Origin of the sequence: Thioalkalivibrio sp. HK1 (assembly GCA_000583135.1) — a bacterium.
Lineage (GTDB): Bacteria > Pseudomonadota > Gammaproteobacteria > HK1 > HK1 > HK1.
Genome location: JFBG01000012.1, coordinates 32,355 through 52,571, shown reverse-complemented (window position 1 = coordinate 52,571; position 20,217 = coordinate 32,355). Strand labels below are relative to the sequence as shown.

Below are 20,217 nucleotides of genomic sequence, written 5' to 3'. Positions count from 1 at the left end.
GCCTTTTGCGTATCGCTTCGAACATCGATCGGATCGGTGGATTTTAAAAGGATATCAAGCGCGATCGAATCGTGCGTCCATGAGCCGACAGCATCGTAGGTGTCGGCAACTTGGCGTCGGCAACTCGATGACGATCCATCGCATCGAGCCGATGGCCCGATATAAAAAGGGTTCGCTTTGAAAGGGATAAAGGGATTTCGGATCGTCGAGCGCTCGCGAAAAGCGAATCGTCGATGCCCTTCGATTCGGGATCCGAGTCGTTTCTTCCATTATCGAATTTGATAGGATATCTTATGAATCATCGCTCGATGGAATGGCCCGGGGCAAAGGGGTACTGAAACAACAGCCCGAAAAACGAGATCCATCGGCTTTTGGAAGAGGACAAGATGCGATGAGACATCTCGATGGTCGTCTTGAATGAGACGATGATAGCGGGGCTCATCGACGAAGGAGACGAGGAATGAAAACTTATCATCGGCCAAGGAGCATTTTTTCCGCAGACGATCCGATGCGAGGATCGATATCCGCGGCAATTCCAAGGCTCAGGGGTCTTGTCGGATCGCTGCTGCTGATGCTGGTGGCTCCGATGGTTTGGGCGCAGCCTGCGGTCATCTACGATCTCGGCGGGAAATTCGATAAATCGTTCAGCGAGATGGCCTATACCGGGGCGAAACGCTGGGGGGACGAGACCGGCGGGCGCTTTTTGGAAATCGAGCTGCAATCGGAAGCCCAGCGCGAGCAGGCCCTAAGGCGCTTCGCCGAAAGAGGGGCCAATCCGGTGGTGATGGTCGGATTCACCTTCGCAACGACCTTGGAGATCGTCGCCCCCGACTATCCGGAAACGAATTTCGTCATCATCGACAGCGTGGTGGAAGCGCCGAATGTGCGCTCGGTGGTCTTCAACGAGCATGAGGCGAGCTATTTGGTCGGGGTGATGGCGGGTCTTGCGACTCGCACCGACACCGTGGGGATCGTCGGGGGGATGGATATTCCGTTGATCCGAAGGGTTGCCTGCGGCTATGCCTTGGGGGTCGAGGCCGCCAACCCCGAAGCGAGGGTGATTCGCAATATGACGGGAACGACCTCGGCGGCGTGGAACGATCCGATCAAGGGTGCGGAACTGACCCGATCCCAAGCGGCGCAAAAAGCGGATGTGGTTTTCGCAGCGGCCGGCGGGACCAATGTGGGCATTTTGCAGGCCGCGGCCGACGAGGGGATTCTTTCCATCGGAGCGGACAGCAATCAGAATCACCTCCATCCCGGTTCGGTGCTGACCTCGATGCTCAAGCGAGTGGACAATATCGTCTACGAGGCTTTCAAAGGCGGTGAGGCGGCGAGCGCCGGGGTTAGCGTGATGGGGCTTGCCAACGGGGGATTGGGGGTCGCCTTGGACGAGCACAATGCGGACTTGGTCGATGCGAAGATGAAAGCGGCGGTGGACGAAGCCTTCGACGCCATCGCCTCGGGCCGGATCGTGGTGCACAACTACACCGACGACAGCGAGTGTCCGGCGAATTCATGACGTCGACGCCCGCATCGACGCATGCTTCGATGCCGTCCGGGCAACGCTCGCCGAATGCCTCGCCACCGGTCTCGCCACCCGCCATCGAGTTGCGGGGGATCTCGCGCGCCTTCGGCCCTGTGCAGGCCAATCGGGAGATCGACCTGTCGGTCATGCCGGGGACGATCCACGGCATCATCGGAGAGAACGGGGCCGGCAAATCGACCTTGGTCTCGATCCTCTACGGTTTTTATCAAGCCGACGAGGGCGAAATTCTCATCGACGGTCGGCGGGTCGATATCCACGACAGTCAAGCCGCCATCGCCGCCGGGATCGGTATGGTCTTCCAGCATTTCAAGCTGGTCGAGAATTTCACCGTCTTGGAAAATATCATCCTCGGCTCGGAAAAGGGCGCTTTGCTGCGCCCGGTCCTCGCCAAGGCCCGTCGAGAACTCATGGATATCGAGCGGGAATACGAGTTGGAAGCGCCTCCGGATGCCAAGATCGAAGACCTTTCGATCGGTCAGCGTCAAAGGGTCGAGATCTTAAAAGCCCTCTATCGACAAGCCCGAGTGTTGATTCTCGACGAGCCCACCGGGGTGCTGACCCCCGCCGAGGCCGACCGGCTGTTCGCCATCCTGCGCCGGCTGCGCAGCGAAGGCAAGACCATCATCCTGATCACCCATAAATTGCGCGAAATCATGGAGGTCACCGATACCGTTTCGGTGATGCGCCAAGGCCGGATGCTGGCCACCGTCGCCACCGCCGCCACCGACATCGAGGAACTGGCCGAGCGCATGGTCGGGCGCAAGGTCTCGTTGCAGATCGACAAGCCCTGCGCCTGCTTGGGCGATACCTTGCTCGAAGTCGAGAACCTGCATATCGAGACCGGCACCGAGACCCCCGCTTCGCCCTTGGCGGGCATCGATTTTTCCCTGCGCGCCGGCGAGATCCTCGGAATTGCCGGGGTTGCGGGCAACGGACAATCGGAGCTGCTCGAAGTGCTCGCAGGCTATCGGCGGGCGAAGGGAAGCGTGCGTATCAAAGGATGCGAGGTCGCCCTTTCCGGTAGCGGCATCGATGCCGGGTCGAGGCGGGCTGCAGGCCTTGCCCATATCCCCGAGGATCGCCAAGGCGTGGGGCTGGTGATGGGGTTTTCGGTGGAGGAAAACGCTATCTTGGGCTACCACCGCTCTTTCGGATACGGCACCGGGGCGCTGATGGACCGATCCGCGATCCGAAGCGAAGCGAAACGGCATATCACGCAATTCGATATCCGTCCTCCCGATCCCGGCCGCGCGGCGCGGGATTTTTCCGGAGGCAATCAGCAAAAGATCGTGGTGGCGAGGGAGATCGGAGCCGAGCCGGATATTTTGTTGATCGGTCAGCCTACGAGGGGGGTGGATATCGGGGCCATCGAATTCATCCACCGCCGGATCATCGCATTGCGCGATGCGGGCAAGGCGATTTTGCTGGTTTCGGTGGAGCTCGAAGAGATCCTGTCGCTTGCGGATCGAATCATGGTGATGTTCGGCGGCCGCATCATGGGCGAGCGTCCGGCGAAGGAAACCGACGAGCGCGAACTGGGGTTGTTGATGGCCGGCGTCGTCTAGCAGTCGTTTGAATGGGGATTCGCCCGATGCAGCGAACCATGTCGGATCGGGTCGATATCGTTTTGATCCCCATCATCTCGCTTTTCCTAGCCTTTTCGATCAGCGCGCTGATCATCGCCGGTATCGGCGAGGATCCCTTCGAGGCCGCGGCCTTGATGGTCAGCGGGGCTTTGGGATCGGCCTACGGGTGGGGCTATACCCTCTATTACGCGACCAATTTCATCTTCGTGGGTTTGGCCTTCGCCGTGGCCTTTCATGCGCGGCTGTTCAATATCGGGGGCGAGGGTCAGGCCATGCTCGGGGCGCTGGGCACGGCCCTCGTCGCGCTGCATATCCCATGGCCGCATTGGAGTTTGGCTCTGCTCGGCTGCGGCATCGGGGCTGCGCTTTTCGGCGCTTTTTGGGCGCTGATCCCGGCGTGGATGCAGGCCCGCCGCGGCAGCCATATCGTGATCACCACGATCATGTTCAATTTCATCGCCGCCGCCCTCCTCAACTATCTGCTGGTCAATCATCTGCGCCCCGAAGGGTCGGTGGCCCCCGGCAGCGCATTGTTCCCCGATGCGGTTCACCTGCCGACCCTGCACGATATCCTCTCCCCCTTGGGGTTCGCCTTTTCCAAATCCACCCCGGCCAATATCACCGCCTTTTTATCCGTGGCGGCGGCGATCCTCCTATGGTTTTTTCTCTGGCGTACCCGTACCGGCTATGAAATTCGCACCTTCGGGCATTCCGAGAATGCCGCTCGCTATGCGGGCATCGATCCTTTTCGCATCACCTTGATCGCGATGGGCTTGTCCGGGGCCTTGGCGGGATTGATGGCGCTCAACGCCACGATGGGGGAGAGCGAGAGGTTGATCCTCAATCCCACCGAGGGGGCGGGCTTCATCGGCATCGCCGTCGCCCTGATGGGTCGATGCCATCCCTTGGGGATCGTTCTCGCCTCGATCCTGTTCGGATTTCTCTATCAAGGCGGGGCGGAGCTCGCGTTGTGGACGTCGATCCCGCGCGAGTTGATCGTCGTGATCCAAGCCCTCGTCATCCTCTTCACCGGAGCCCTTGACAATATGGTGCGCATGCCGATCGAGCGCCTTTTGGCGAGATCAAAGCGAGCAAGGAGCAAAGCGTGAGCGAACTTGCCGCCGATCTCATCCCCGTTCTCGATTCCACCTTGCGGCTTTCGACTCCCTTGCTGCTGGCTTGTCTTGCCGGGCTTTTTTCCGAACGGGCCGGGGTCTTCGATCTCGGTCTCGAGGGCAAGATGCTGGCGGCGGCTTTTTTCTCCGCCGCCGTCGCTTTTCTCACCGACTCGGTATGGACGGGGCTCGCCGCCGGAGTCCTCGCCTCCGTGGTGTTGGCCTTGTTGCACGGGCTGGCTTCGATCAGCTTTCGCGGCAATCAGTTGATCTCCGGGATCGCCATCAATTTTCTCGCCGTCGGCATGACCGCGATGATCGCCAGAAGCTGGTTCGGACTCGGCGGGCATACCCCGGCGCTCGAGGGAGGAAGCCGCTTCGACGCCTTGCACTTGCCTTTCGAGGGGATCGTGGCCCAAGTCCCCCTCGTCGGACCCCTCTATGCGGAGTTGATATCGGGGCATACGATCTTGGTCTATCTATCCTTGGCGTTGGTACCGATGACGTGGTGGATTTTCTACCGCACGCGTTTGGGGTTGCGGCTGCGGGCCGCCGGCGAGGCGCCGGATGCGGTGGAGACCGCGGGGATCTCGGTCGTCGGTCTTCGCTATATCGCCGTGATCTTATGCGGTGTTCTATGCGGCCTCGCCGGGGCCTACATGGCCACCGGATTGCATGCCGGCTTCGTCAACGAGATGACCGCAGGCCGCGGATTCATCGCCTTGGCCGCCCTCATTTTCGCCAAGTGGCGCCCGTGGGCCGCCCTGTGGTCATGCCTGCTGTTCGGATTCTTGCAGGCTCTGTCTTTGCGCCCCGATCTCTTCGAACGCCACTTTTCCATCCATTTGCAGCTGCAACTGCTCGACGCCCTACCCTACATCTTGACGGTGGTGATACTCGCAGGCTTCGTCGGCAAGGCCATCCCCCCCAAGGCCTGCGGTGTACCCTACGTCAAGGGGGGCGCCGGCTAGCCAAGGGTGTCTTGACCGATCGCTTCTCGCAGTGGCGGATCGATCAAGGTCGATGCTTCGAACGAGGGAGGTGGATCATGCGCACGTCAACGGTTTCGCCTTCGGGCGATGAGGACGATCGAAGGGTGCGGGCCTTTCAGGCTCGTATCGATGCCGGTGAGAAGATCGAGCCCGCAGATTGGATGCCCGAGGATTATCGGCGGACCCTGATCCGTCAGATCGGTCAGCATGCCCATTCCGAAATCGTCGGCCAATTACCCGAGGGCAATTGGATCAACCGGGCGCCGACCTTGGAGCGCAAGGCGATTTTGCTGGCCAAGGTGCAAGACGAGGCCGGTCACGGTCTTTATCTTTATTGCGCCGCCGAGACCTTGGGGGTTTCTCGAGACGAGCTGACCGCCCAACTGCTCGACGAGCGCATGAAATACAGCTCGATCTTCAACTATCCGACCTTGAGTTGGGCCGATATCGGCGCCATCGGATGGCTTGTCGACGGCGCGGCGATCATGAATCAGGTGCCGCTCCAACGCTGCTCCTACGGGCCTTATGCGCGGGCCATGGTTCGTATCTGCAAGGAGGAATCCTTTCATCAGCGCCAAGGCTTCGATATCATGATCAAAATGGCCAAAGGCAGCGATGCGCAAAGACGGATGGCACAAGATGCGCTGGATCGTTTTTGGTATCCCACGCTGATGATGTTCGGCCCCCCGGATCGAGACAGCGTGCATTCCAAGCGCTCGATCGCATGGAAGATCAAATTCGATACCAATGACGATCTGCGCCGGAAATTCGTGGATCAGACGGTGCCGCAGGCCGATTTTCTCGGGCTCAAGATCCCCGATCCCCACTTGCGTTGGAACGAGGACGAGCATCGCTACGATTTCAGCGATCCCGACTGGGGGGAATTCTTCGCGGTCATCAAGGGCGACGGTCCTTGCAATCGCGAACGCTTGGCGGCTCGGCGAAAGGCTTGGGAGGAGGGCGAGTGGGTTCGAGATGCCCTGCTTGCCCACGCTCGCAAATCCGCCGCTCGCCGCCGCCAGGAGAAGGCCGCTTAGATTCGCAAAGGTGATTCCCCGGCGCACTCGTTATCGATTCATTGACGGGTCCATCCGAAGATCCACCACGAAAATCATCACAAGGAGGCGTCGGTAACAGTGTTCGATGATGATTTGCCCGCCGGAGAAAGCAAGTCGCCCGCAGGCGATGAGGTGCGAGAACCCCCCGAATCCGAGAGCGACACCGGCGCCGATGCGGGCCGTGATACCGGCCGTCTCGAGTGGCCGCTGTGGGAGGTTTTCGTTCGTGGCCGCCACGGGATGAGCCATCGCCATGTCGGCTCCTTGCATGCCACCGATGCGCAGATGGCGCTCAAGAACGCCCGCGATGTCTACACCCGCAGGCGCGAAGGGGTTTCGATCTGGGTGGTCGAATCCCGCGCGATCACCGCATCGATCCCCGCCGACAAGGAGGCCTTTTTCGACTCCTCGGAAACCAAGATCTACCGCCATCCGAGTTTTTACGATATCCCCGACGAGGCGGGAGCGATGTGATGGAATCCGATCCAAGGCAATCCGATCCAAGGCAATCCGATCCAAGGCAATCTGGGAGAATGACCTTAGATGGGAGGGCGGCGAACGATCCGCTTTTCGATTATCTATGTCGATTGGGGGATGGCGCGCTGATTTTGGGTCATCGCCTCGGTGAATGGTGCGGCCATGCCCCGGCGCTCGAAGAGGATATCGCCTTGGCCAATACCGCCCTCGATCTCATCGGCCAAGCGCAGCTGTGGTTGGATCTGGCGGGGCGGATCGAGGGCGAAGGGCGAGGTGCCGACGATCTCGCCATGCTGCGAGATGTCGACGAGTTCAAAAATCCCTTGTTGGTCGAGCAGCCGAACGGCGATTTCGGCTGCACCCTCATGCGCCAATTCCTCTTCGACGGTTTCCACTTCCATCTGCTCGATCACCTGCGAGGCGCTTCCGATCGACGGGTGGCGGATATCGCGGCCAAGGCGATCAAGGAGGTCGAGTATCACCTCGCCCGCTCGAGCGATCTGGTGGTTCGTTTGGGGGACGGTACGAAGACCAGTCGGGCTCGCATGCAAGGGGCCTTGGATATCCTGTGGCCTTTTACGGGCGAACTCTTCGAGGCCGATATCGTGGACGAGGCGATGCTTCGGGCCGGGATCGGCCCCGATCTTCGAAAACTCGAAGTGGCCTATCGCTTGCATCTCGATCGCATCGTCGAAGCCGCCACCTTGACCCTCCCCGAGGTCGGCAGTTGGCAGCGAGGCGGTAAATCCGGTTTGCGCCACAGCGAAGCCTTGGGTTATCTATTGGCGCAGATGCAGTGGTTGCAGCGGGCCTATCCGCAGGCGAAGTGGTAGGATGAAACCCGATCCCGATCGGATCCGGCATTGGCTGGAGGAGGTCCCGGATCCCGAGATCCCCGCGATTTCGGTGATCGATCTCGGGGTGGTGCGCAAGATCGAGTGGCGAGGCGATCGATTGGAAATCGCCATCACCCCGACCTATTCCGGCTGCCCCGCCAACCGGGCCATCGTCCGCGATATCGAGGATTGCCTGCGCTCTCACGGGCTGCAAAAGATTCGTTTTCGCACCAGTCTTTTTCCGCCGTGGACCAGCGATTGGCTTTCCGACAAGGCCCGCATCAAGCTGGCCGAGAGCGGGATCGCCCCGCCGGCGGAGCATCCCTCGAGCCGATCCGGTCGCCCGCAGCGCTGCCCGCAATGCGGCGACGAGCGATTGACGAGGATCAGCGAATTCGGATCCACCCCTTGCAAGTCCTTGTGGCGCTGCGAGCGCTGCCATGAACCCTTCGATTATTTCAAGTGCATCTAGGGGCATCCGAGGTGCATCATGAACGAACGCGCATCGAGCCCCTTTTCAACGACTTTCCCACCGACATCTTCGGCCATTTTTCCGATCATCGAATCGACCATCGAGGGGGTTCGTCTTGGCGCGCTTTTATCCGCTTGAGACCGTTCGCGCCAGAAAGATCACGCGCCAAGCGGTGGAGGTCACGCTGCGCCCGGTCGGCCCCGGAGATTTCGCCTTCGTCCAAGGCCAATACCTGACCTTTCGCCGCGAATTCGACGGCATCGAGATTCGCCGCTCCTATTCGATTTGCGCAGGCCGCAACGAGGGCGTGCTGCAAGTGGGTATCAAGCGCGTACCAAGCGGGGTGTTTTCGGCTTGGGCCTTCGAGCACCTCGTCGAGGGAACGATCATCGAGGCGATGGAGCCTGCCGGGAGCTTCGATTCGCCGCTCGAAGCCGGCATCGGGCGGCATCGCTATTTGGCCTTCGCCGCCGGTTCCGGCATCACCCCGGTGATATCGATCATCAAGACCCGCCTGGCGGCGGAGCCGGGCTCGGAATTCACGTTGATCTACGCCAACCGCCACCTCGATACGGTGATGTTCAAAGAGGAGCTCGACGATCTCAAGAACACCTGTATGGCGCGGTTGAATATCGTGCACATTCTGCGCGATGCCGAGGAGGATGCACTGCTGTCTCGGGGGCGAATCGACGCCGAGAAATGCGATCTCATCTTCGATCGACTGATCGACCCGAGGCCGATGACGCGGATTTATCTTTGCGGCACCGAGCCGCTGATGGATCTCGTTGCCGGTGCGCTTTCCCATCGAGGCGTGGATCGGCAACGTATTCGCCGAGAGCGCTTCGTCGCCGGCAGCGGTCCTGTGCCCTTGGGACTCTTGCGGGCAGCACCTGCGGCCTCGAGCGACGATGCAAGGTCCGGAGTCTCGGTCAGCCTGACCCTTGACGGGGTCGTGCACGGTTTCGAGATTCCAAAGGGGCAGACCCTGCTCGATGCCGCATTGGAGCGAGGTCTCGATATGCCCTATGCCTGCCGGGCGGGGGTGTGTTCGACGTGTAAATGCCGCTTGGTCGAAGGCGAGGTACGGATGCGGGTCAATCACGCCCTCGAGGATGACGAGGTCGAGCAGGGCTTCGTGCTCGCCTGCCAGACCATCCCGCTCGGTGAACGCCTTGCGGTGATCTGCGAGAACTGATCGCTTTCGGTCGGCGCCTTGTCGGCGTTCTCTTTGCGGGGTCGTTCTCTTTGCGAGATCGTTCTTTGCCAAGTAGCCCTATGCGGGATCATTTCTTTTCGCGCAAGTCGACCACGCGAACCGCTTTGCCTTGCGATCTCGGCACCGAGCCGACCTCGCCGAGCCGTATTTCCACATTGATGCCGATCATCTCCTTGATGCGGCGCTTCAAGATCGTCGCCGGATCGGAGGCGGGCGAGGCCTTGACCGCGCCTTGACCGATGGCCGGATCGGGCTCCACGCAGACCCGCATCCCATCCATACGCCCCTCGACGAAGCGCTCGATCTGGAAGTGCGGCGCCAAGCCTTCGACCGTCAATACCTGCTCTTCGATTTGCGAGGGATAGACATTGACCCCGCGCAGGATCATCATGTCGTCGCTGCGCCCGGTGACCCTCTCGATGCGTCGCATCGGGCGAGCGGTTCCGGGCAGGAGGCGGGTGATATCACGGGTCCGGTAGCGCACGACCGGCATGGCTTCCTTGGTGAGCGTGGTGAATACCAGCTCCCCTTCTTGGCCGTCGGGCAAGACCTTGCCGGTTTCGGGGTCGATGATTTCGGGGTAGAAGTGATCCTCCCAAAGATGCGATCCATCCTTGGTTTCCACGCATTCGCTGCCGACCCCGGGGCCGATGATTTCGCTTAGACCATAGATATCGAGGGCGTGCATGTCGAAGGCGCCTTCGATTTCGCGGCGCATCTTGGCGGTCCAAGGCTCGGCGCCGAGGATCCCGACTTCCAACGAGAGCGCTTCGGGATCATGCCCGTTTTCCCTCAACACTTCCAGGATATTGAGCAGATAGGAAGGGGTGACCATGATCGCCTTGGGCTTTAGATCCGTGATCAACGTGATCTGCTTCGCTGTTTGCCCGCCGCCGATGGGTACCACACAGGCCCCGAGGCGCTCGATTCCGTAATGGACTCCGAGCCCCCCGGTGAACAGGCCGTAGCCGTAGCTGTTATGCACCAGATCTCCGGGGCGTACACCGGCGGCCCGCAGGCAACGCACGATCAGATTCGCCCACAGATCGATATCGCCTCGGGTATAGGCCATGATCGTGGGCTTGCCGGTGGTCCCCGACGAACTATGCAATCGGACCGTGCGCGAACGATCCGTCGCCAACATCCCCAAGGGATAGCTGCGGCGTAGATCCTCCTTCACCGTAAAGGGAAAGAGCGCCAGATCGTCCAAGTTCACGAGATCGTCGGGGTGGACTTGCGCCTCTTCGAAGCGCTTTTTATAAAAGGGCGAGTTTTCGAATGCGTAATGCAACGCCCGCTTCAATCGCTCGCTTTGCAGCGATCGAAGTTCGTCGACGGAAGCGTTCTCGATAGGCTCGAGTTCGGATTTTGCGGGGGCGATATCCCTCACGATTCCTCCTTCGGAGTCGATTCGTCGAAAAGCGCCCGTCCGAGCGTGAAACTCATGCCGCGCATCTGGGCGATCATCGTTCCCGACCCGGCGTTGACGTTCACGTCGAAAATCCCGTTGCGTCCTTTGGCCGAGACTTCGCGCGCCGTGGCCCGCAATATATCGCCTGCATGGGCAAAATGGATATAGCTGATGACATTATGCTGGGCCAGTGTCGATTCGTTGCGGCTATTGCAGGCGAACTGAAAGGCACTGTCGGCGAGGGTGAAGATCACGCCTCCGTGGCAAAGACCGTGCCCGTTGCAGTGATGGGGCTCGATCTTCATTTCGACCACCGCTTGTCCCTCGTCGACCTCGATCAGATCGATGCCGAACCAGCGGCAAACGGTATCGTTTTCCAAGATCGCCTCGGCCGATCGCCGGGCTCGCTCCTTCGGGGTCATCGAATCCCTCGCTCTTGTCGATTGTGCTTCCTTTCGAATCCGACGCTGCTTTCAAAGGCGCTTCTTGCAGGGCTTGGGTCCAAGAGCCCCCGAGAGTGGATGGATCGATCCGCCCTTTCGATATCTTAAGGAATTCATGAGAGATTATCGAAGGTCTGGCCGACGTCCTCGAGCCTCGAGGGTTTCACCTGCGATCGCCGGCGAAGTCCGGGTGATTGTGGGCAGGGGCATAAAGATGAATATGAAAAAGCCCGCCCTCGCAGATACGAGGGCGGGCGATTGGCGCGATATCTCGGCGCGATATCGCTTTTCGGCTTTTGTTCAGTTTGCGAGACAGTTATCGATATTGTCGTTGTCGCAAACATCCAAGCCGGTGTAGATCGGATCGTCCACCGATTTGCCTTGGGCGATTTCTTTGAGAACGTACATCGCCTTGTAGCCCATCTCGAAGGGACGCTGACCGACGAGCCCATTACCCAATCCATCTTTGGTCTGTTCGATCTGCATCGGCAGGGTATCGGCGACGAGGATCGAGAGCGAGCCGTCGTCCAGTTTGGCTTTGTAGGGCTTGGCCGCCTGGCGGTAGGCGTTGTCGAACCACTGGGTGAAAGCCCCGGTGGAGATGAAGGCCGTCAGATTCGGGTTGGCGGCCAGGATATCGCTCATGCCTTGAACCGCGACATTGCCGTCGTCGTTGGTGATCAGCGGACAGCCCGATATCTCGGTCCAACCGTTTTCACCGGCCAGCGCGGTGCCCGGAGGTGTCCCGGTATCCTTTCCCGCCAGCGTGTCGCGAATCCCCTTGAGGCGTTCGTTGTGATTGGCGGCCGCCGCTCCCCCGGTCTGCAGGCAGACGCTGCCGCCGCTCGGATGGCGGGCTTGAGCGAGTTTGGCGAGGTTGACGCCGATATCGTAGTTGTTGGTGCCGACATAAGTCGTGCGAAGCGACTTATCCCGATCCAAGAGATCGGAATCCCAAGTCATGACCGGGATCCCGGCATCGACGGCGGCCCTGAGCGCCTTGGCCATGGCCGGGGCGTTCGAAGGAGCCACGGCGATTCCGTCGACCCCTTTGGTGATGAGATCCTGGACGATTTGGATCTGCTCGAGCTCGGTATGCTCGCCGGGGCCGATGTACTCGCAAGTGACGTCGTCCAGCTCTTTTTGCGCTTTGTAGCAACCGTCCCGGGCCAAGTCGAAGAAGGGGTTGTTCATGGCCTTGGGGACCAGCGCGAAGGTGTAATCCGCAGATGCCGCCGCCGGGAGCAGCAAGGCGGTGGCCAAGGTGGATGCAAGAAGTTTTTTCATCGAGGAATTCCTCTCGGGTCAATGGTTTGTATGGCGGATCATTTCCCGCCGCGATTGCGGATCTGTTCCAAAAGCACCGCAAGGATCAGGAACAGTCCGACGAAAAATTGTTGCCACAGCGCGGGGATGCCGGCCAAGAGCAGGGAATTTCTGATGAGCTCCATCAAGGCCGCCCCGATCGGCGCCCCGAGGGCGTAGACGACTCCGCCCATCAGATTCGCCCCTCCGATCACCGAGGCTGCGATCACCGTCAGTTCGTAAGTGACTCCCATGCCGTTGGTCGCCGAGCCGGTGTAGCCGATGAACATGAAGGCCGCCAGTCCGGTGCACATCGAGCAGACCATATAGACCGAGACGATCATCCGCTCGACGGGGATGCCCGATAGTTTCGCGGCCTCGGCGTTGCCGCCGATGGCGATGACCCAACGGCCCCATGTCGTATGCCTCCAGACGATCCAGAAGATCGCGGTCATGACGATCAACACCCAGACCACGTTCGGAACCCCCAAGACGCTTTCGCCCCCGATCCATTCGAAGAGATCCGTATCCGGGCCGAAGTCGTAGATCATCTTGTTGTTCGAGAGCACCATCGCGATGGAGCGCGCCATCGCGAGCATCCCCAAGGTCACCACGAAAGGCGCCATCTTGAGGTAGGCGATCAAGAAACCGTTGATGAAGCCGACGATCGCCGCCGTTGCCATGCACACGAGAAAGCCCATCTCGATGCCCAAGCCGGACTGCATCGTCAGTCCCAGCGTGATGGCGCATAGGCCGAGCAGCGAGCCGACGCTCAGATCGATCCCCGCAGTGCAGATCACCGCCGACATCCCCAGCGCCATGATGCCGAAGAAGGCGAAATTGCGGGTGATATTGAATAGATTGCGTTCGGTCATGAAGGCGTCGGAGACGAAGGTCATGACCACGCCGATGGCGAGGATCGCCAGGAAAACCCAAAAGGGCTGGGCCCGAAGCAGACTGCCGAAGCCGGTCACTTCTTGCCTGAGCGCGATGCTCTCGTCGATCTCGGCGTGCAAGTCCGGGTTTTTGGCAGGTTGTTTCATGCGGCTTCGATCGCCCCCGTGATGAGACCGGTCACTTCCTCGGGGCTGGTTTCGGCGATGGATTTGTCCGCCACCTTGAGGCCTCTTCGCAAGACCGCGACTCGATCGCAGACCTCGAAGACATCCGGCATGCGGTGGCTCACCAAGATGACGGCATGTCCGCTATCCCCGAGTCGCTTGATCAACGCCAGAACTTCCGCGACCTGTCTTACCGAAATGGCCGCCGTCGGTTCGTCCATCAAGACCAACTTGGGATCGCTGAGCCGAGTGCGGGCGATGGCCACCGCTTGGCGCTGCCCCCCCGACATCTGGCGCACCAGATCTCGCGGGCGGGTTTCGGATTTCAGCTCGGCGAAGATCTTCGCGGCGCGGTCGAAGATCGATTTGTGATCGATGAAGGCGAAGGGACCGATCCTTTTTTTCTCCTCTCGCCCCAAAAAGACATTGGCCGCCGCCGAGAGGTTGTCGCACAAGGCCAAATCTTGGTAGACGATCTCGATCCCGGCCATGCGGGCATCGACCGGCTTTTGAAATTCGACCTCGCGGCCCTCGATGCGGATGGTGCCCTCGGTCGGAAGGAAGTTCCCGGCGACGATCTTCATCAAGGTCGATTTTCCGGCGCCGTTATCCCCCATCAAGCCGACCACCTCGCCCGCCTCGACCTCGAGATCGACCCCCTCCAGCGCATGGATCGCGCCGAAGGATTTCGTGATGCCGACGAGCTCGAGCAGGCTCAATCCGCCATCTCCTCATTCGCGCAAGGGATTGGCAGGCGCAGGAGGCTGTCCGTCATAACCCCCCCAGACCGACTGATCGAACTGGATCACGGATCCGGTCATCATCCCGCTATCGCCGGATGCCACCCAAAGGACGGCTCGGGCTACCTCGGCGGGATCCAAAAGGCGTCCGAAGGGTGTTTTGGCGGCTTCTTTGTCGATGAAATCCGGATCCCCCGATTCCTCGGCTTGGAGTTTGCGTTCGTGATCCGAGTTCATCCATCCGATATTCAGTTGGTTGACCCGGATCCGATTGCGCATCAAGGCAAAGCCGGTATTTCGCGTAAGCGTCGCCAACGCCCCCTTCGAAGTGGAGTAGGGGGAGAGGAATGGTTGCCCCGCCAGAGCCGAAGTCGAGCCGATATTGACGATCGCACCCTCGATGCCCTTGGCGATCATCGATTTGGCGCTGTCTTGCATCAAGAAAAAAGGAGCCCTGACATTGACGGCGAAGATGGTGTCGAAGAGCGCTTGCGAGGTATCGAGAATATTGCCCCGATCGGTGAGCGCGGCGCAGTTCACCAAAATATCGACCCTGCCGAAGCGGGACTCGGTTTTCGGCACGATGGTTTGCACATCCTCCATCCGGCCCAAGTCCGCCTTGATCGTTTCGACCGGCACCCCGGTGGCCGATTCGATGCCCTCGGCCACCTTGATTCCTTTCTCGAACCCTCGCCCGACGATGACGATCCCTTGCGCCCCGGCTTCGGCGAAGGCCCGGGCGACGGCGGCTCCGAGTCCTTGCGTGGCTCCGGTGACGATGGCGATTTTTCCGTCGATCCTGTTCATGAGATCACCCGATAGTGCGCGGCCTCCAAAAGCCTTGCCAATTCATCATGGCCCTTGATCGCCATCTCGAGCGGCGGGCTGACGACCGGATCTTGCTCCGCTTCGACCACGAACCAGCCCTGATAGCCGCGATCCGCCAATTCGAGGACGATACGCTCGAAAGGCAAATCGCCGTCGCCGGGCACCGTGAAGGCCCCTTTCAAAACCGCATCCAGGAAACTTTCCTTTTCCCGATCGAGCCCGTTCACCACCGCTCGTCGGATATCCTTGGTATGGACATGGCTGATCCGGCGGTGATGGGCCAGCATACGGGAGATATCGCCGTTGGCCATGGCCAAGTGCCCCGTATCATAGAGCAATCTCACCGCCTCGCCGGTGCGATTGACGAAGGCGTCGATTTCCGATTCGGTCTCGATCACGGTACCGACATGGTGGTGGTAGGAGATGGGCATGCCTTCATCGGCGCACCATTCGGCGAAGGCGGTCACCCTCTCCCCGTAGGCCTTCATCCGGCGGTCATCGATGGTCGGCTTGGCGGATAGGGGTGTGTGGCGATCTCCTTGGATCGAGCGGGCGGTTTCGCCGTAGACGATGCAAGGGGCTCCGGCGGCGATGAAGAAATCCATCTGCTTGCGAATGCGATCCTTCTCGGCCTCCAGGTCCCCTTCGAGCAGCCGCCCCGAGAACCAGCCGCCGCAGATCGATATCTTGTATCGATCCAAGACGGGTCCGAGTTCTTCCATCGACATCGGAAATCGCTGGCCGGTTTCGATACCCGAGTATCCCGCTTGCGATGCTTGGCGCAGGCATTCTTCGAGGCTCACATCGTCCGAGAGTTCCTCGAGGTCGTCGTTCCACCAAGCGATGGGCGAAATACCGATCTTGGCCTGTAGCACGATTTTTCAAATCTCCATTCGTTATCGAAGGTGCGAACGCCTTCGTGATCCTAGTCGATTCGGATTCAAGAGATCGAGGATCGAAGGGCCTTCGCCGAAACCGCGGATACCCGACCGCCCGATGGATCAGCCCCGCAATCGTTCGTTGGCGGGATCGTAAAGGCCGCCCGCCACGACCTTGGCGTCGAAGGTGCGCCCGATGATCTCGACCTTTAGCACGCTGCCGATAGCGGCGTGGCCGGGGTCGATGAATCCCATGGCCAGATTCTTGCCCGTGCGATGACCCCAAGCCGAGGAGGTGATAGTCCCGACGACCTTTTCGTCGACGACGATCGAATCCCCCGGATGCGCCACCGCGATATCGCTTGCCACTTCCATCGTTGCGAATCTGCGCCGGGGACCGTCATCGCGCATCCGCTCGAGAGCGGCCTTGCCGATGAACTCCTTGTCCATCTCGACAAAGCGTTCGAGCCCGCTTTCGAAGGGATTGAACTCGGTGATCAGATCGCTCTTCCAGTGCCGATAGCCCTTCTCGATGCGCATCGATTCCAAGGCTCTGGATCCGAAAAGCCCGAGATCGAATTCCCGACCGGCTTCGACCAGGATATCGAAGCACGGCCTTGATTGCTCGACCTTCAGGTGGATCTCCCAAGCGGGTTCCCCCGAGAACGACACCGCCATGACGATGGCCTCGATATATCCGATATGAACCTTGCGTACGCTTAGCCAAGGGAAGGCGGCCGCCGACCAATCCGTGCGCGGCGAGACGGCGGCGAGGAGATCGCGCGCCCTCGCTCCGGCGACGACGAGGATCGTATGGCTGCTCGTCAAACTCGTTATCCGGATCGATCCGTCGATGGGGGCATGCTCGCTCAGCCACTCCAAATCGTGTCGCTCGGCCGCCGCCGCCGAGCCGTACCAGATCTTGCCCGATCCAAGATTGGCGATCGTCGCCTCGCACTTGACGTTGCCTTGGTGGTTCAGGAAATAGGCCAGACCGATCTTGCCCTTCCTTCTCGGGATGCGCGAACAAGAAAGCGCATCGAGCCAATCGTGTGCGCCGGCCCCGGTGATTTCGAGCCGGTTGAAGCCGTTGACCTCCATGATCCCGACGTTATCTCGGACATTGGCCACTTCCAAGGCGACGACCTCATGGACATTGTTGATGCGAAACGAGAGATCCTCTTCGAAATCGGAAGAGGGCTTGAAGAAATCCACCCGCTCCCAGCCATCGACCACCGAAAACTCGGCGCCCAAGCCAAGCAGTGTCTCGTAAAGCGGTGTCGTTTTGAGCCTGCGCCCCGCCGGGCGATGCTCGTGCGGCCGGTGGAAGCGGAATTCGTTCCGATAATCCTCCATGGCCTTGATGGCGGTGAATTCCACATTGGCATGAGGGGAGAAACGACGCGGATCCAAGCACCAAGTATCGTAGCAAGCCTCTCCGTGAGCGATGATCTGGGCCAACAGCCAACCATGCCCGCCCCCTTCGCCCAAACCCGCCCGCAATCCGGTGATGCAATAGGCGTTGCGCTTGCCCGGGATCTTGCCCACCAGCGGCAGGCCGTCGGGGGTGTAGGTGATCGGTCCGTTGATCACGTTGCGGATGCCCGCTTTTATCAGACAGGGCAGGCGATGGAATGCGCCGCCCATGACATCCATGACCCGATCGAGATCGTTCGGACAAAGCGCCATCGAAAAACCCGGGTCGATCCCGTCCAAGCCCCAGGGTCGGCAGTCCTGCTCGTAGAAGCCGACAAGGAGTCCTTTTTTCTCTTGGCGGCAGTAGAAATCGTCCGTGGGACAGCGGATCAGAGGGAGGCGGATATCGAGGGCCTCGATCTCGGGGATGCGCTCGGTGAGCATGTACTGATGTTCCATCGATGCCACCGGCAACTCGACGCCCATCATGGCCCCGATCTCGTTGCACCGATAGCCGCCGGCATCGACGATTTTCTCGCAATGGATATCGCCCTTTTGGCTATGGACGATCCATGATCCGTCTCCCTTTTGCGTCAGATCGATCACCGGATTGAAGCGGTGGATCTCGGCCCCGGCCTTGCGCGCTCGTCGAGCGAGGGCTTGGCAGAGTTGGGCGGGGTCGATATCGCCGTCATAGGGATCCCAAAGCGCCCCCAATAGATTGTCGGTGTCGACCAGCGGGTGGCGGCGTTTGCACTCCTTGGCGTCGATATATTCGAAGGGCACGCCCATGCCCTTGGCGAGGCTGATGAAATGGCGGTAGCCGTCGACATGATCCTCGGTCGAGGCCAGCCGCATTCCGCCGGTGCCGTGGTGATAGTCGATCGGGTAGTCGGGATCCTCGGCGAGCGCTTTATAGAGCTTGATCGAGTGGCTCTTCAGGCCGATCATCGTTTGGTTCGGGCCGAAATTCGTCACCTGAGCGGCGGAATGCCAAGTGGTCCCCGAGGTCAGTTCATCGCGCTCGATCAGGACGCAATCGGTGATTCCCTCGCAGGTCAGGTGGTAGAGCGTCGAGCAACCGCCGATGCCCCCGCCGATCACGACAACTCGGGTCTGTGTTTTCATAGTGCTCGATTCGATGGATTTCGCCGATCGATCGGCTTGCCCCGGGCCTGCATGGATCGAAAAGACGAAGCGAAAAGACGAGGGGGGATCGAATGTCAGGCAGCGAAAAAAAAGCCGATGGCGGAAAAAGGGGAGCCAAGCGCCCCGGCGGGCGGGCCGTGCGAGTCGCCGCTCGCAGCGCTCCCAAGCCACAGATCGTCGCCGGCCCTCCGGGGCAACGAGGCGGTCATTACCGCCCGCTTTCCGATCGTGGAGTCGTCGACATCATCGATACCGCGATGCGTATCCTGGCCGAAATCGGGATGGATCGGGTTCCGGCGCCGGTGATCGACAAGGCCATCGAGGGCGGCGCCCATTGGAATCGATACCGCCGTCTTTGCTTTCCTCGCCCGCTCATCGAGAATATCATCGATGGGGCCGCGAAGTCCTTCGTCTATCACGGGCGCGATCCCCGATACGATTTCGAGATCGGGGGCGATCGCGTTTATTTCGGAACCGGCGGGGCCGCGGTCCAGACCCTCGATATCGATACCGGCCGATACCGACCCTCGACGCTGCGCGATCTCTATGATTTCACTCGCCTGGTCGACACCCTCGATCACGTCAGCTGGTTCACCCGTTGCTGCATCGCCACCGATGTTGCGGACCCCTTCGACCTCGATATCAACACCGCCTACGCGCTCTTGGCGGGAACCACCAAGCCGATCGGAATGTCGTTCACGGTCGGGGCCAATGTCGATCCGATCGTCGATCTATTCGATTGGGCGCTGGGGGGCGAAGGCGCGTTCAAATCCAGACCCTTTTGCAAGGCGCATATCTCGCCCGTGATCTCGCCGCTGCGTTTCGGAGAGGATGCGGTCGACGTAACCCTCGCCTGCATCCGCCGCCGGGTGCCGATCAACGCCATCATCGCCGCCCAATCGGGGGCCACGGCCCCGGCGACTCCGGCGGGCATGCTGGCGCAATCCACGGCCGAGACCTTGGCCGCGCTGACCCTGGTCAATCTATTCGAGCCGGGCTATCCCGTCATCTTCTCGAATTGGCCGCTGGTGGTCGATCTTCGAACCGGGGCTTTTGCCGGCGGCGGGGGCGAGATATCGGCGATGAACGCCGCCGCCGCGCAAGTTTCCAACCACTTGGGTTTGCCCAGCGGCATCGCTTGCTCGATGTCCGATGCCAAGGTCGTCGATGCCCAGATGGGGGCGGAAAAAGCCATCGCCGCGGTCGCCGCCGGTCTTGCCGGGGGCAATATGGTCTATGAATCCTCGGGGATGATGGCGGGCTTGCTCGGCGCCTCCTTCGAGGCCTTCGTCGCCGATAACGAAATGCTCGGCCATGTCTATCGACTGATCCGCGGCATCGAGGTCAGCGAGGAGACTTTGGGCTTCGATGCGATCTTGGAGGCGGCAACGGGCGAGGGACATTTCCTCGGCGCCGCCCATACCATGGCGGCCATGCAGCGTGACTATTACTACCCTGCGCTCGCCGATCGCGATACGCCCTCGGTTTGGGCCGAAAAGGGGGCGCTCGATATCGCCTCTCGCGCCCGATCGATCGCCCGCGAGATTTTGGCGAATCACCATCCGCACTATCTAAGCGCCGAAGTCGATCGCCGTATCCGCGATCGCTTCGATATCCATTTATCTTCGAAAGATCTTCGATCGGCGGATATCGGGCATCGCTCGGATTGAAGATGACGGTCCGCT

Annotated in this window: 18 protein-coding genes; 10 read left to right on the top strand and 8 right to left on the bottom strand. The window is 60.5% G+C overall.

The window, feature by feature from the left end:
- Nucleotides 1–460 precede the first annotated feature (460 nt).
- The 9 genes from BF99_RS0104370 to BF99_RS0104325 all read left to right on the top strand — a co-directional run bounded on the left by BF99_RS0104370 (nt 461) and on the right by BF99_RS0104325 (nt 9,280).
- Entirely contained in the window at nt 461–1,522 is a 1,062-nt protein-coding gene (locus BF99_RS0104370; protein WP_197019037.1) for a BMP family lipoprotein, read from the top strand.
- A 29-nt stretch (nt 1,523–1,551) separates the two neighbouring features.
- Nucleotides 1,552–3,114 (top strand): ABC transporter ATP-binding protein, encoded by a 1,563-nt coding sequence (locus BF99_RS20195; RefSeq protein WP_051482774.1) that lies wholly within the window; start codon nt 1,552–1,554, stop codon nt 3,112–3,114.
- Between the two features lie 26 nt (nt 3,115–3,140).
- The gene (locus BF99_RS0104360; RefSeq protein WP_197019036.1) at nt 3,141–4,244 is read left to right on the top strand and encodes an ABC transporter permease; all 1,104 of its coding nucleotides are present in this window, start codon (nt 3,141–3,143) and stop codon (nt 4,242–4,244) included.
- Nucleotides 4,241–5,221, top strand: coding sequence for an ABC transporter permease (locus BF99_RS0104355; protein WP_025769907.1), 981 nt, complete (start codon nt 4,241–4,243; stop codon nt 5,219–5,221). The genes BF99_RS0104360 and BF99_RS0104355 overlap by 4 nt, the downstream gene beginning before the upstream one ends.
- 77 nt (nt 5,222–5,298) lie before the next feature.
- On the top strand, nt 5,299–6,279 hold the full coding sequence (gene paaA, locus BF99_RS0104350; protein ID WP_038097252.1) for a 1,2-phenylacetyl-CoA epoxidase subunit PaaA: 981 nt from the start codon (nt 5,299–5,301) through the stop codon (nt 6,277–6,279).
- A 99-nt stretch (nt 6,280–6,378) separates the two neighbouring features.
- On the top strand, nt 6,379–6,774 hold the full coding sequence (gene paaB / locus BF99_RS20190) for a 1,2-phenylacetyl-CoA epoxidase subunit PaaB (protein ID WP_025769905.1): 396 nt from the start codon (nt 6,379–6,381) through the stop codon (nt 6,772–6,774).
- 59 nt (nt 6,775–6,833) lie between these two features.
- Entirely contained in the window at nt 6,834–7,610 is a 777-nt protein-coding gene (paaC, locus tag BF99_RS0104340) for a 1,2-phenylacetyl-CoA epoxidase subunit PaaC (protein ID WP_025769904.1), read from the top strand.
- A gap of 1 nt (nt 7,611) precedes the next feature.
- The gene (gene paaD / locus BF99_RS0104335) at nt 7,612–8,085 is read left to right on the top strand and encodes a 1,2-phenylacetyl-CoA epoxidase subunit PaaD (RefSeq protein WP_025769903.1); all 474 of its coding nucleotides are present in this window, start codon (nt 7,612–7,614) and stop codon (nt 8,083–8,085) included.
- A gap of 115 nt (nt 8,086–8,200) precedes the next feature.
- Complete coding sequence (locus BF99_RS0104325) at nt 8,201–9,280, top strand: 2Fe-2S iron-sulfur cluster-binding protein (protein ID WP_025769902.1); 1,080 nt, start codon at nt 8,201–8,203, stop codon at nt 9,278–9,280.
- An 88-nt stretch (nt 9,281–9,368) separates the two neighbouring features.
- Here the strand turns inward: BF99_RS0104325 and BF99_RS0104320 are convergent, their stop codons facing one another.
- From BF99_RS0104320 to BF99_RS0104280, 8 genes are all read right to left on the bottom strand, one after another.
- A complete protein-coding gene (locus BF99_RS0104320; RefSeq protein WP_025769901.1) occupies nt 9,369–10,691 on the bottom strand; it encodes an AMP-binding protein in 1,323 nt (440 codons plus the stop codon).
- Nucleotides 10,688–11,134 carry a hydroxyphenylacetyl-CoA thioesterase PaaI gene (paaI, locus tag BF99_RS0104315; protein ID WP_025769900.1) on the bottom strand — a complete coding sequence of 149 codons (447 nt, stop codon included), beginning with the start codon at nt 11,132–11,134 and terminating at the stop codon, nt 10,688–10,690. The genes BF99_RS0104320 and paaI overlap by 4 nt, the downstream gene beginning before the upstream one ends.
- 321 nt (nt 11,135–11,455) lie before the next feature.
- Complete coding sequence (locus tag BF99_RS0104305) at nt 11,456–12,442, bottom strand: sugar-binding protein (protein WP_025769899.1); 987 nt, start codon at nt 12,440–12,442, stop codon at nt 11,456–11,458.
- 38 nt (nt 12,443–12,480) lie between these two features.
- A complete protein-coding gene (locus tag BF99_RS0104300; RefSeq protein ID WP_051482773.1) occupies nt 12,481–13,503 on the bottom strand; it encodes an ABC transporter permease in 1,023 nt (340 codons plus the stop codon).
- Nucleotides 13,500–14,240, bottom strand: coding sequence for an ATP-binding cassette domain-containing protein (locus BF99_RS0104295; protein ID WP_025769897.1), 741 nt, complete (start codon nt 14,238–14,240; stop codon nt 13,500–13,502). The genes BF99_RS0104300 and BF99_RS0104295 overlap by 4 nt, the downstream gene beginning before the upstream one ends.
- 12 nt (nt 14,241–14,252) lie before the next feature.
- The gene (locus tag BF99_RS0104290) at nt 14,253–15,068 is read right to left on the bottom strand and encodes an SDR family oxidoreductase (protein WP_025769896.1); all 816 of its coding nucleotides are present in this window, start codon (nt 15,066–15,068) and stop codon (nt 14,253–14,255) included.
- A complete protein-coding gene (gene iolE, locus BF99_RS0104285) occupies nt 15,065–15,964 on the bottom strand; it encodes a myo-inosose-2 dehydratase (protein WP_025769895.1) in 900 nt (299 codons plus the stop codon). The genes BF99_RS0104290 and iolE overlap by 4 nt, the downstream gene beginning before the upstream one ends.
- Nucleotides 15,965–16,090: 126 nt before the next feature.
- Nucleotides 16,091–18,511 carry a GcvT family protein gene (locus BF99_RS0104280; RefSeq protein WP_025769894.1) on the bottom strand — a complete coding sequence of 807 codons (2,421 nt, stop codon included), beginning with the start codon at nt 18,509–18,511 and terminating at the stop codon, nt 16,091–16,093.
- A gap of 92 nt (nt 18,512–18,603) precedes the next feature.
- On the opposite strand from BF99_RS0104280, the gene BF99_RS0104275 reads away from it, so the two are divergent.
- Nucleotides 18,604–20,202, top strand: a complete 1,599-nt coding sequence (locus BF99_RS0104275; protein WP_025769893.1) for a trimethylamine methyltransferase family protein — start codon at nt 18,604–18,606, stop codon at nt 20,200–20,202.
- The last annotated feature ends 15 nt before the right edge of the window (nt 20,203–20,217 follow it).

What these genes read in the sequence shown, in the direction of transcription:
- BF99_RS0104370 (WP_197019037.1), top strand. Translation starts at nt 461, where the DNA reads ATGAAAACTTATCATCGGCCAAGGAGCATTTTTTCCGCAGACGATCCG.
- BF99_RS20195 (WP_051482774.1), top strand. Translation starts at nt 1,552, where the DNA reads ATGCCGTCCGGGCAACGCTCGCCGAATGCCTCGCCACCGGTCTCGCCA.
- BF99_RS0104360 (WP_197019036.1), top strand. Translation starts at nt 3,141, where the DNA reads ATGCAGCGAACCATGTCGGATCGGGTCGATATCGTTTTGATCCCCATC.
- paaA (WP_038097252.1), top strand. Translation starts at nt 5,299, where the DNA reads ATGCGCACGTCAACGGTTTCGCCTTCGGGCGATGAGGACGATCGAAGG.
- paaC (WP_025769904.1), top strand. Translation starts at nt 6,834, where the DNA reads ATGACCTTAGATGGGAGGGCGGCGAACGATCCGCTTTTCGATTATCTA.
- paaD (WP_025769903.1), top strand. Translation starts at nt 7,612, where the DNA reads ATGAAACCCGATCCCGATCGGATCCGGCATTGGCTGGAGGAGGTCCCG.
- paaI (WP_025769900.1), bottom strand. Translation starts at nt 11,134, where the DNA reads ATGACCCCGAAGGAGCGAGCCCGGCGATCGGCCGAGGCGATCTTGGAA.
- BF99_RS0104305 (WP_025769899.1), bottom strand. Translation starts at nt 12,442, where the DNA reads ATGAAAAAACTTCTTGCATCCACCTTGGCCACCGCCTTGCTGCTCCCG.
- BF99_RS0104300 (WP_051482773.1), bottom strand. Translation starts at nt 13,503, where the DNA reads ATGAAACAACCTGCCAAAAACCCGGACTTGCACGCCGAGATCGACGAG.
- BF99_RS0104290 (WP_025769896.1), bottom strand. Translation starts at nt 15,068, where the DNA reads ATGAACAGGATCGACGGAAAAATCGCCATCGTCACCGGAGCCACGCAA.
- BF99_RS0104280 (WP_025769894.1), bottom strand. Translation starts at nt 18,511, where the DNA reads ATGAAAACACAGACCCGAGTTGTCGTGATCGGCGGGGGCATCGGCGGT.
- BF99_RS0104275 (WP_025769893.1), top strand. Translation starts at nt 18,604, where the DNA reads ATGTCAGGCAGCGAAAAAAAAGCCGATGGCGGAAAAAGGGGAGCCAAG.